This is a genomic window from uncultured Gimesia sp. (genome assembly GCF_963976445.1).
GTDB lineage: Bacteria > Planctomycetota > Planctomycetia > Planctomycetales > Planctomycetaceae > Gimesia.
Genome location: NZ_CAXBKP010000005.1, coordinates 185,325 through 196,645, shown reverse-complemented (window position 1 = coordinate 196,645; position 11,321 = coordinate 185,325). Strand labels below are relative to the sequence as shown.

At 48.2% G+C, this 11,321-nt stretch carries 11 protein-coding genes; 8 read left to right on the top strand and 3 right to left on the bottom strand.

Annotation, left to right across the window (positions count from 1 at the left end; translation table 11 throughout):
• Positions 1-57: 57 nt before the first annotated feature.
• Positions 58-843 carry an inositol monophosphatase family protein gene (locus AAC022_RS07985; protein ID WP_339729879.1) on the bottom strand — a complete coding sequence of 262 codons (786 nt, stop codon included), beginning with the start codon at positions 841-843 and terminating at the stop codon, positions 58-60.
• A 627-nt stretch (positions 844-1,470) separates the two neighbouring features.
• On the opposite strand from AAC022_RS07985, the gene AAC022_RS07980 reads away from it, so the two are divergent.
• The 7 genes from AAC022_RS07980 to AAC022_RS07950 all read left to right on the top strand — a co-directional run bounded on the left by AAC022_RS07980 (position 1,471) and on the right by AAC022_RS07950 (position 8,463).
• On the top strand, positions 1,471-2,043 hold the full coding sequence (locus AAC022_RS07980; RefSeq protein ID WP_339729876.1) for an A24 family peptidase: 573 nt from the start codon (positions 1,471-1,473) through the stop codon (positions 2,041-2,043).
• A gap of 113 nt (positions 2,044-2,156) precedes the next feature.
• Positions 2,157-2,513, top strand: a complete 357-nt coding sequence (locus AAC022_RS07975; RefSeq protein WP_339729873.1) for a TadE family protein — start codon at positions 2,157-2,159, stop codon at positions 2,511-2,513.
• 114 nt (positions 2,514-2,627) lie between these two features.
• Positions 2,628-3,725 (top strand): Flp pilus assembly protein CpaB, encoded by a 1,098-nt coding sequence (cpaB, locus tag AAC022_RS07970; RefSeq protein ID WP_339729869.1) that lies wholly within the window; start codon positions 2,628-2,630, stop codon positions 3,723-3,725.
• 76 nt (positions 3,726-3,801) lie between these two features.
• On the top strand, positions 3,802-5,064 hold the full coding sequence (locus AAC022_RS07965; protein WP_339729866.1) for a hypothetical protein: 1,263 nt from the start codon (positions 3,802-3,804) through the stop codon (positions 5,062-5,064).
• A 14-nt stretch (positions 5,065-5,078) separates the two neighbouring features.
• Positions 5,079-6,443, top strand: coding sequence for a CpaF family protein (locus AAC022_RS07960; RefSeq protein WP_339729862.1), 1,365 nt, complete (start codon positions 5,079-5,081; stop codon positions 6,441-6,443).
• A complete protein-coding gene (locus AAC022_RS07955; RefSeq protein ID WP_339729859.1) occupies positions 6,443-7,303 on the top strand; it encodes a type II secretion system F family protein in 861 nt (286 codons plus the stop codon). The genes AAC022_RS07960 and AAC022_RS07955 overlap by 1 nt, the downstream gene beginning before the upstream one ends.
• Before the next feature lie 50 nt (positions 7,304-7,353).
• A complete protein-coding gene (locus AAC022_RS07950; RefSeq protein ID WP_339729856.1) occupies positions 7,354-8,463 on the top strand; it encodes a type II secretion system F family protein in 1,110 nt (369 codons plus the stop codon).
• 90 nt (positions 8,464-8,553) lie between these two features.
• Here AAC022_RS07950 and AAC022_RS07945 read toward each other — a convergent pair whose 3' ends face one another.
• A complete protein-coding gene (locus AAC022_RS07945; RefSeq protein WP_339729853.1) occupies positions 8,554-9,879 on the bottom strand; it encodes a Gfo/Idh/MocA family oxidoreductase in 1,326 nt (441 codons plus the stop codon).
• A 318-nt stretch (positions 9,880-10,197) separates the two neighbouring features.
• Here AAC022_RS07945 and AAC022_RS07940 point away from each other — a divergent pair, with 318 nt between their 5' ends.
• The gene (locus tag AAC022_RS07940) at positions 10,198-10,884 is read left to right on the top strand and encodes a hypothetical protein (RefSeq protein ID WP_339729851.1); all 687 of its coding nucleotides are present in this window, start codon (positions 10,198-10,200) and stop codon (positions 10,882-10,884) included.
• An 89-nt stretch (positions 10,885-10,973) separates the two neighbouring features.
• On the opposite strand, the gene arsC is transcribed toward AAC022_RS07940, so the two are convergent.
• On the bottom strand, positions 10,974-11,318 hold the full coding sequence (arsC, locus tag AAC022_RS07935) for an arsenate reductase (glutaredoxin) (RefSeq protein ID WP_339729848.1): 345 nt from the start codon (positions 11,316-11,318) through the stop codon (positions 10,974-10,976).
• Positions 11,319-11,321: the final 3 nt, after the last annotated feature.

The following is an 11,321-nucleotide window of genomic DNA, read 5'->3' as shown; positions in this document are numbered from 1 at the left end:
GGTCCCTATATCATACGTCGCTTTTCGGGCACATTAAAGAAGGAATTTCAAAGCTGACTAAAAAAGCGGTCCGGTTAACAACGTTTGCAATTCTGAATGAATATTTGTTCCATTTGTTGCCAATATACTGGGCGTTTCAATTGAAAATGAGGCATCTTCAATGGATGTCACCGCCCCTCCCGCCTCTCTGCAAATGAGGACTCCGGCTGCCATGTCCCAGGGTTTTAAATTACTGGACCAATATCCCTCAATTCGTCCTACTGAAACGTAGCACAGATTGAGCGCTGCCGACCCCGTCCTCTGCAGTGTCTGTGCTTCGGGCAAGACCCGCAAGAATCGGTCAACGGCAATATCCTGGCCTGTTGTACCAACGGGCAAACTGGCGACTAACATTGCCTGATCCAGAGTCGGGATACGGGAAGTCGTAATGGGTTTTCCGTTCAACTGCGCTCCCTGCCCACGAAAGGCTGAGAACATCTCATCACGATTTGGATCGTATACAACACCCAGTATCAGCTCACCCTCGTGCTCTAATCCAATCGAAACACAATAATAGGGAAAACCATGTACATAATTTGAAGTACCATCCAGAGGATCGATAACCCAGCGATAGTCTGATTCCCCCTCTTCTTGGGCCAAACCTTCTTCACCCAGCATATGATGCGCGGGGAATAGCTCGCTAATGTGCTTTACAATTGCGGACTGCGACGCAAAATCAGCGTCTGTCACCAGATCAGATCGTCCTTTTTCAGAGACACGAAACTCATCAACCCAATCCAACAGGCATTTTGCCCCTAGTCGCGCAGCAGTTTCGGCGGCGTCAATCAACTCAGTGGAATTCAATGTTTAACCTTCCATGAAACACATTTCAGACTCAGTCTTCTGAGCATTTAAATCAGATTCAGAAAATCATTTTGGCAAGGGGACCTGGAACCAGAGAAAATCCTCGGAAGTTCGTCCGCCTATCATAATTATGCTGAATAATCGAATTAAACCCATTCTATGAATCCTGTCGCGGCTCGTGAACCGTCAACGTCCTGAATTCATTATTCTTTTATTGTCTTACTGACAACTGCAACGCCAACGGTTTTCTGCCTGCGAGGCATCAGACTCTCAGTAATAGTAGGCAGTTGCGCAGGGACGCCCACGTGCAATCCATAGGGAACGTTCCCGGAACACAGCTCAGCACATCGCAGCAAATTCAACTGCAGCCAGATTATAGCGGCTTTCGGGATTCTATGTATCCAAAGCATAATAACAACTCTATCAATCACAGTGATCGATGTTGCTTATTCAAAACAGTGAAGCCAGTCAAGGTGTGGATTTTTTTCAGATTGGAAGTATCAGGTTGGAAACATGAGGTATATTTTCAACACCAAGTATCAGGTTCATTATTGTTTTTCTAAGAACCTTATCTGCCTTGTTCGGTAGAATTTTCCTAACTAGACAAATTGATTGAAGAGATAACAAATGGATTTTCCGCTCACACAGCTCTCACTCTATATCATGGCGATTAGCGTAGGGATCTTTACGGTCATCGCTGCCATTACAGATTACAAAGCCAGAAAAATCTATAACGTCCTGACAGTCCCCTTCTTTGTTTTAGGGATTGTTTATCAGTCCGTTTTTAATGGCTGGGAAGGCCTGATGTATGGAGGTCTGGGTTTCCTGGCTGGATTCGGCTCATTTTTCCTGATCTGGCTGGCAGGCAGTGGCGCAGCGGGAGACGTCAAAATGATGGGGGCCTTATCTATCTGGCTGGGCTTTAAAGCCACACTGGCTGTCATGATTGTGGGCACGCTGTTTGTACTGGTTGGATCATTTGTAATTCTGTTCTGGAGTGTCGTGAGACGCGGGGCAAGGAAAACCAAAGAAACATATCTGGCTACTGGTAAGACAGTAAAAGGCAAGAAGAATAAAAACAAAGCGGAAACCATGGAACAAAAACAGAAGCGAGGCCTGATGCCGTTTGCACTTCCCGTGGTATTGGCGACGTGGAGTGTGACCACATGGATGCTGGTTAAATCAATCGTACTGCCGTAATCGCTGTCTACAGAAACTCATAGTACCAGGAAATCGATGAAAGTCTTTCTGCTGTGAATATAAAACGAATTCAGAAAAAACAGAAACGAGCAAAACGCAGGGGATTCCTGAGCATGGAACTGGCCCTGGTCTTACCGATTTTCGGTATTGTTATGTTCGCACTTTTAGAGTTCACACTCTTGTTTTATGCACGCGCCGATGTTGTCGAGGCCAGCCGGATTGGTGCTCGCCTGGCAACACTACCGGGTGTAACCCAGAATAATGTGGAACAGGAAGTATTGAAAATCCTGCCTCCCCAACTGGGACAAGGGGCCGTCGTGAAAGCTGATCTGGGAGAAAATTCGGGAGATATTGTCATGGTTGCTGTCAGCATTCCCATGACGTTGGCTTCCCCCAATCTGCTCTGGCCCATTGGATATAACATCAAAGGACAAAATTTGTACTCTGAAACCAGAATGATTAAAGAGTAAATTTCAACTGGTTTGATTTGGAAATAATCGTGTAGCCCTCCGACGAGTTAACAGGAGGGAATGTTGGAAGTCGGGTAGAACCCTTGCTTCATCAAGTTACGGGAGATTGATCCGGTGAAAAGTCTGACCCCTGCAAAAGTATCAATGTTGATGTTTGGCGTCTTCGGCATACTGATTGCAGCTTATATCGGAAAAAGATTATTGGCGGGAAAAGAAGAAGTACCGCCGGTTGCAACACGAAACATTCCCATGGCGATTAGTGAATTGGAGCCAGGTACCCTGGTGACCGAAGACCACCTGGGATTGGGACCAATCGCGATCAAGAATTTGAAACCGGAAATGATGACGTCGAATCGTGTCATTGTCGGCCGAATCGTTAAAGAACGCATTCCGGCTGCGACTCCGATTTCGACCGGTCAACTCTATCCGGCTGGTGAGACGCCACCGATTGAGGTTGAGCCAGGAATGCGCGCCATCTCAGTCCCGCTTGAATCATCGGTCGACCTGGTTGATGGATTGATTAAACCGGGTGAATATGTCGACGTCCACATGACCCCTACCGGCATGAACAATGACAAACGCTTGAATGGCGGAATGACGTTGACCCTGTTCAAAGGTGTTCGCGTCATCGCCATTAACCGTAGCTACACACAAAACAGCAGTTCCCGACGAGGCACCAATGTGACTCTCGAATTAACACCGGAACAGGCCAACATTATGATTCTCGCCCGTGATCGTGGTGATATCACCATGAGCTATACTCCCGAAGGTAAAGGGAATGGAGGCGTCGCAACCAACAATGCCGACAAAGTAACCCTGTTTGAAATTCTGGGATTAAAAACACCGGTAAAACCAAAAGAGGAAGAACCTCCCAAACCCTTTGTAGTAGAAGGCTATTACGGTTCCAGTCGCAGCGTTAACCAGTTCGACAAGAATGGCGTTCGGCTTGGCGACTATAACAATTTCAATCGTGGTGGCAACCGTGCCTTCAACTCAGGCGGATATCTCAATCCTAACTGGGGAGGTGGCGGTACTGACAGTGACAGTGGTTCCATCAGTGCTCCGATTCGCCAGGCACCTGGTGCTCCCGGTGCAGCAGGACCTTCTGCACAGAGCAGTCCACAAAGTACTCCGAATAGACAGAGTTTTCCTGATCCGCAGCAAGGCCCCTTGGCACGTTCTTATACACAGAACCGACCAACGGGGCGTTAACAGATCACAGAATCAGTACCCACTTCCTGTAATTCTGCCGTATTTCTAAAAGAGACGATTACCGAAATTCACTGCCATGAAACGTTACCAGCGAACCCAGATCACGAAACCACAGCACGTCGGTCGACGAGGACTTATCACTCCTCTCGCCGCGATAGTGCTGCTGGTTGTCATGGCAGGGATCGCATTGATTGTAAATCGACTCTGGCTGGATGCCGCAACTTTGGAAGTCACTACGTGTGTTGAAACGGCGGTTTTAGCAGCAGGTCACGAACTGGCAGCGGATGAATTACTCAAGGAAAAACCGGATTACAACAAGCTCATGGAGCGGGCAGAAACATCGGCCAATCGTGCGCTGAAACTGAATACGGTCGCAGGACAGCATATCGGTATTCAACTGACAACAGGTGATAATCTCCTGTTTGGGAAAACAGTCCCCTTGGCTGAGACCGGTGAAAGACGATTCTTACAAACCGATCATGAGCCGCTGAGCGTGCAAATCAAAACAGATCACACAAGCCGACTCAATAACCCTATCGCAGAACTATTGTCTGAAGTCACCCGGACCAATCTGGGATCTCCAGGAACACAGATCGAAGCCTCGCTCGATAATCACGTCGTCGGCATTCGTCCTTTTGAGAATGTTGCGGTTCCCGCATTTCCTCTGGCAATTCTGAAAGATGACCCTACAGGAAAGCACACTGAAACCTGGGAACTCCAGATCGTTCAGAAAAAAGGGAACGATGAATATCAATTCGATCCGGCAACTGGCAAAGTCACTCGCGGTACGGATGGGATTCCGGAAATCAAGCTGACTGGTAAGCCACGACGGGGAGAAATTTCTGATGCCAACATGCAAATCCTCGATTTTGACTCACAGTTCAATTCCGAGGTAGTTGTGCGGCAGATTTTATCTGGGCTGTCTAAACAGGACCTGAAACAATATCACGGCGAATTACTGTTTGATTCGCAACCCGTTCAAATCAAATGCAGCCCGAATATTGAAAATGATGAACAGGACGCATTTAAAGACATGCTGGGTCAGTGCCGTATCTGTTTTCTGTATGACAAGATAAACGCCACACCGAGATCATATAACGGCATAGCAGACTGCACCAAGATCGTAGCGGGGCGGATCATGGACGTCCAACGACTTGAGAATCAGACATGTGAAATCATCTTACAGCCCGGAGTCATTACCTCACGGGCGGTCGTGCTGGCGAAACCAAAACCAACTACGGACACAGAAAACACATCTGCGTTGAATTCGAAACCATCGGCAGACGACAAAAAACAAAGTACAAACAAATACATTTACAAGCTTTATCTGACCCAATAGGGCGGAGATGAAACATGGTATTACAAAACGAAACCAGAGTTCCCAATTCAACCGTTGATGCAAAAAAAGCCTTCCAGAGGTTAAAAACGCAACTGCATCATCAGATGGTTGATGCGATTGACTTTTCCAAAGCAGGCGAACTGCCGGAAGAAGATCTACGTGGAAAACTGCGCGGGCTGGCTGAACATCTCTGTATGCAACAGGAGATCGCCCTCGACCAGCAGAACCGTGAGGTCATGGTTCGTGAAATCCTGGACGAGATCTACGGCTTTGGTCCACTGGAACCTTTAATGAGTGACCCTGAAATCAGCGATGTGCTGGTGAATGGTGCCGACCGAGTTTTCGTCGAACGGAACGGGGTGCTGGAAGAAACCGACATCCGTTTTGCCGATGACGAGCATTTGATCCAGTTGATCCATCGGCTCGTCGGGCGTGCAGGCCGACGTATTGACGAAGTCTCTCCGATGGTCGATGCCAAGCTTCCCGATGGTTCACGTCTCAACGCTGTGATTCCGCCGTTGGCTCTGAAAGGCCCCACCCTTTCCATTCGTCGTTTTCGATCACAGGCTCTGTTGTTCGATGACATGGTACAGATGGGATCATTGGCACCCGACATGGCAAAATTCCTGGAAATGGCAGTTAATGGACGACTCAACATCTTGATCAGTGGTGGTACCGGTGCCGGTAAAACGACATTGTTGAATAACCTCAGTCGTTACATTTCAAGTAAAGAACGAATTGTCACGATTGAACAAACCTCGGAATTACAACTCCAGCAACCCGACGTAGTGTCACTGGAAGCCAGACCATCCAACATTGAAGGCCAGGGAGAAATCAATCAACGCGATTTGTTGAAAAACAGTCTGCGAATGCGGCCGGACCGAATTATCGTCGGCGAATCTCGCGGCGGCGAAGTATTGGAAATGCTGCAAGCCATGAACACGGGGCACGATGGTTCGATGAGTACTGTCCACGCCAACGATACCCGTGACGCATTGGACCGACTGGAATTGATGATCGCCCTTTCGGGTGCGGAACTTCCGAACACAATCGCCCGGCGGTATATCGCTTCGGCCGTCCACTTGCTGGTTCACATCACACGTCTTCCCAATGGTGAGCGAAAAGTGATGCGTATTTCAGAATTGATCGGTTTCCAGAACGGTGAATATATGGTGGAAGACCTGTTCGTCTTTCGAATTACCAGTGTTGATCCGGATGGTCATGTGAACGGTGCCTTTTATGCAACCGGGCATAAACCTGTTGCGATGAACTGGTTAACACAAACTAACTTTAATGACTGCGATGATCTGTTTCATGCCCGTGAATTAGAGCTAACGGACCGTCAATCTGATAAGCAGGATGGACAGGAGATTGAATAATGGCCACAGACGCCACAATTAATACGCTGAATTCTGCAGATGATTTTTCGGAAATCCTGCGGGATCGAAATAGATATGCTGTTTCTGATTCAAAACAGATCAGTAACCGTGTGAATGGTGGATTCGATGAATTGATCATCCATTCCGGAGTCGACGCGAATCCGGGAGTGATACTGTTTTTCTGCCTGATGAGTGCGACCCTGCTCGGTGGTCTGATTTTCGTTCTGCAGGAAAATTTCCTCTCGACATCGCTGTCCTTCATGCTGGGGGGGATGGCTCCGATTGGTTATCTGATTTTCCTGCGCAGTCGACGCCAGAATCGAATCAACGAACAACTTTCCGATATGATCGACGAATTGGCGCGTGCCGCCAAGACAGGCCGCAGCTTGACACACTGTTTCATCAGTGTGGCAGAAAAGACGCCTGCCCCGTTGGGAGACGAACTCAAGGAATCTGCCCGACGTCTGGAAATGGGTGTTTCCATGAAGGCAGCTCTGGACGGACTTTATGAACGGACGGGCGTTGCCAGTTTGAACATTCTCTCGATGGCCTTGATTGTGCATCAGGAAACCGGGGGAGACCTGGTGAAAGTGCTCGAACGACTGGCACGAACAATTCGTGACCGTATGTTATTTTTAGGTCGCCTGCGTACCGCTACTGCAGGTAGCCGTGCGACTGCAGTACTGATGATTTTACTCCCCCCTTTGATTCTGGGATTCTTCATCTTACGCGACCCTACGTATTTAACGACCTTGATGGCTTCATCGTGGGGACGGGCTGCGACTTTTACGGCTATTGCATTACAAGTTATTGGATCTTTGTGGGTTCTGCGAGTTTTGAAAACAAGCCAACGTACCTGATCCAATAAGAAAACAACTCAGACCTGCCATAATTTGGCGAGGGCAACCTTATGTTTACACCAACAACAATTACAATTTTTTATGCCGCCTGTGGTATTATCGTTCTGTGGATGTTGTATCGCATCATTCGTAAGCGAAACATGACTACCGTCGAGCACGAAGAAAAACACGTTGAACCAGAAAAGGAAACGGTTTCACTGGAACATTCCGTCTCCTCATCAGTTTCGACTCCCGCTTCATGGGAAAACCGACAACTGTTCTCTGTAGGAAATGCGGCAAACAAACAAGCCGCAGAAAAATTGCCTCAGATTGAAGCAGGCGATGTTCCGACAATGGGAACCGATGATTATGTTTTCGGTTCGGCGACCCCGGCTCTGTCTGAAATGATGCCGGAGTCGAAAACCCGACGTGTGCAAACTAAAAAAGAACTCCAGGCAGCCGGATATTATCAACCACACGCACTACAGAACTTTTCAGCAATTCGCTATCTGTCGATTCTGGGGACTCTGCTGTTCTTTGGTATGATTTTAATTCTTGCGCCGGAACGCTTCGAAATCCCGATCCTGATTTCGATGATTCTGGTACCGATTCTGGTCTGGGCGGTTCCCTTTCTGTTTATTACAAGTCAAGCATCTGACCGAAGAAGTGAAATCGAACAGGGGATTCCTGACATGTTAGACATGCTGAATATGTGCGTCTCGCAGGGGATGACTGTTCCGCGTGCCTTAAAGAAAATCATCACTGAACTGGCAAAAGTTTATCCGGCTTTAGCGCAAGAAATTCGCATCGTGATTGAACAATCTTCAATCGGAACGTTTTCGCAGGCGCTTTCGAATTTCAGTAACCGGATTGATGTACCTGAAGTGCATTCCTTTGCCTCGTTGTTGATTCAAACCGATCAAATGGGAACCAATGTAACGTCGGCATTACAGGAATACAGTGATAACATGCGGGAAAGCCTGTCACAACGGGCAGATGAAAAAGCCAATAAGGCAACATTCAAATTGCTGTTTCCTACAGTATTCTGTCTGATGCCGGCCATTTATATCTTTCTACTGGGACCGGCGATTGTGGAACTCTCCGACTTCTTCCACTCCGGCGGAAGCGACAGTCTGAATAGCACAACAGACCTGTTCCAACAGGTGGGTCCTCCACAATAATCACCTTGATCATGGGAACTCAATTAAAAAAACGTCCTGGCAGTCATCTCACTGCCAGGACGTTTTTATTGATAACTTAACGAATTTCATTTAAAGCTGAGGCAGTTCCCAGGCCTGTCGGTATTCGCGTCCCAGCAATGCATTTGCCTGCTCATTTCCAACCACGCGGTTTTGTTTTGTGTCGAATTGAATCTCCTGACCGGCCCGGTACGCTAAATTCCCTAAGTGACATAATGCACTGGAAGTATGACCGATTTCGATATCGGACGTCGGCTTGTTGCGGGTTTTGATGCAGTCAATAAAGTTGCGGTGGTGAGTCGATGCCTGATCGCTGGTTCCGGAAGTGGCCGCCTCTTTCTGGTCGTAAACTTTCCAGCCTCCTCGGTCGACAATCAGCGTTCCTTTGTCACCATAAAAAGCGGCGGCAGCATTACGACCTTCCATGCCATGTGTGCTCCAGAGTCGATGCTCCCAGACGATGGTTTTTCCTGGATAATTATATTGAACCACCTGGGTATCCGGCGTTTCCTGATCATCGTCGAAGAAATATTTTCCGCCTGAGGCAGAGATCCGCTCTGGCAGATCGACATCAAGGCCCCAACGTGCAATATCCAGCATATGCACACCCCAGTTTCCCATTTCGCCCGTCCCATAATCCCAGAACCAATGCCAGTTATAATGGAATCGATTGGGATTAAACGGACGACTGGCGGCGGGTCCCAGCCAGAGATCATAATTCACGCCCGGTGGAACTGCTGCGTTTTTCTTTTTCCCGATCGATTTTCGTCGATGAATAATCCAGGCTTTAGCCAGTTTGACCTCACCCAGTTTTCCGCTCCGTACGAAGTCAACGGCTGATTGAAAATGAGCCCCACTCCGTTGATGGATTCCAGATTGCACCACACGCTGATACTTTCTGGCGGCTTCGACAATCTTCAGTCCTTCCGTCAGATTGTGTGAGACCGGTTTTTCCACATAGACATCTTTACCGGCCTGACACGCCATAATCGACATCAAAGCATGCCAATGATCGGGCGTAGCAATGACAACGCCATCAATTTCCGGATCGTCCAGAACACGACGAAAATCGGTAACAAATTGCGGTGCAACTCCCTGGCCTTTTTCAATCGCTTTCACAGCAGCCGGCGCGACGGACTCATCCACGTCACAGATCGTTTTGAAACGCACATCAGAAAAACCGGCCATGCTGGATGTCAGAAACTTTCCCTGCCCCCGGACCCCAATGCCGGCCAAAACAACGCGTTCGTTTGGCGACGTTTCAGCCACTGCCATGTCGCTGGCCAAGCCAACTACTCCGGCAGCCATTCCCGCGGCCATGCCAGCAGCATTTCGCGCACTCCGATCCAGGAATTGACGGCGATTCACATCTCGTTTCAGGAATTCCTCTACGTCCACAAAAAAACCTCTTGCTTTAACTCGTTCTCTAACTTGAACTTTTGAATTTGTTTCAGTTCATGGATTTATTCTGTACAATTGACTGTCTATGATTATAACAGGTAAAAGAGCATTTAATATCCCCTCATCTAATATAGAATACGCATTTCTGTCACATTTGTGGGTAATCACTTATCCGTAAGATGGGAAAAACTGGTAGACAAGCCCGATTCCTGCCGTTACTAATAGAACTGCAACTGTGTGGAGCAGTGGTGAGACAATCGATCCCTCTGCGACACAATCAGCAAATTAACAAAGACGTATCAAAGAAATTGCAGCATGCCTATCAAATTTCGATGTCAACATTGTGATCAGTTGATGGGAATCTCTCGTTCCAAAGCAGGAGAGGTTGTCGACTGCCCGACCTGCGGTTTGTCCGTGCGGGTTCCTGGTCTGGATGGGCAGGTTGCTCCGATTCCGCAGCCGAAACTGGATCTGAAAGATGCCGTGCTGACGAACGCCCTGGATGAACTGGCGGCCATCGGCGCAAATGTCACTCTTGATAAACAGCAGCATGTGGAATCAGAATTAAACCTGCAACCCGCTGCCCCTGTGAGTCCTGCACCTCAGATGCAGTCTTCCCAGGAAGAGGCATTTAAAGCAATTCCCGTCAAATCATTCAGTCCGGTTGTCGCCCCACAACAGGTGGAATCAGAGAATCCTCAACATCTTGAAACTCCAGTGGTACCAGTAAGCCAGTTGCCAGTCGAGCCAGCAAACCAGACAGAGTTTAACCACGAAGAAGAATTATCAACCCTGGCCAGTCTCGCCCAAAAACGTGCCTCGGACGTCCTGGCGGAAAAAAAGAAGAGCCGTTTGAAACGCTCTGCCAGATACGAGCTGCCAACGGGCACCTGGATCATTATCCTGATCACGTTTGCTGCACTGACATTCTCCATCGGCCTGCTGGTCGGGCGTAACATGTCATCGCCCATCATACCAACCGTGAATGCAGTTCAAAATTAGCCGGTATTCCCGGTTTGCTGTAGCGTCTTCGGGGCTATTTGGAACACGTCTAAAATAGGATCTCCATTTAGAATCCGATCCACTTCTGCTTAGAGCAGTGAATTCACATTCTCGGGAGGTCGGCCAAGAACTGCCTGTTGCCCTTTGATCACAATAGGACGTTCAATCAATTTTGGATGTTCTACCATAATCGCGATGGCCTCTTGGCGAGTCAGTTCGCGTTCTTTCAGTTTCAGTTCGCGATAAATGTCTTCGCCTTTCCGCATCAAATCACCTGGTTCCAGTTTTAACTTTTTCAGAATGGAATCCAGTTCCTCAGCCGTGGGTGGCGTCTTCAGGTATTCGATCACCTCGGGTTGAATGCCCGCCTCTTCAATCAAGGCCAGCGTTTGCCTGCTCTTACCACAACGGGGATTATGATAAATTTTCATCATGTT

Bases quoted from the DNA above. Each gene is read 5' to 3' on its own strand.
- AAC022_RS07980 (WP_339729876.1), top strand. From the start codon at position 1,471: ATGGATTTTCCGCTCACACAGCTCTCACTCTATATCATGGCGATTAGC.
- AAC022_RS07975 (WP_339729873.1), top strand. From the start codon at position 2,157: ATGGAACTGGCCCTGGTCTTACCGATTTTCGGTATTGTTATGTTCGCA.
- AAC022_RS07965 (WP_339729866.1), top strand. From the start codon at position 3,802: ATGAAACGTTACCAGCGAACCCAGATCACGAAACCACAGCACGTCGGT.
- AAC022_RS07960 (WP_339729862.1), top strand. From the start codon at position 5,079: ATGGTATTACAAAACGAAACCAGAGTTCCCAATTCAACCGTTGATGCA.
- AAC022_RS07955 (WP_339729859.1), top strand. From the start codon at position 6,443: ATGGCCACAGACGCCACAATTAATACGCTGAATTCTGCAGATGATTTT.
- AAC022_RS07950 (WP_339729856.1), top strand. From the start codon at position 7,354: ATGTTTACACCAACAACAATTACAATTTTTTATGCCGCCTGTGGTATT.
- AAC022_RS07940 (WP_339729851.1), top strand. From the start codon at position 10,198: ATGCCTATCAAATTTCGATGTCAACATTGTGATCAGTTGATGGGAATC.
- arsC (WP_339729848.1), bottom strand. From the start codon at position 11,318: ATGATGAAAATTTATCATAATCCCCGTTGTGGTAAGAGCAGGCAAACG.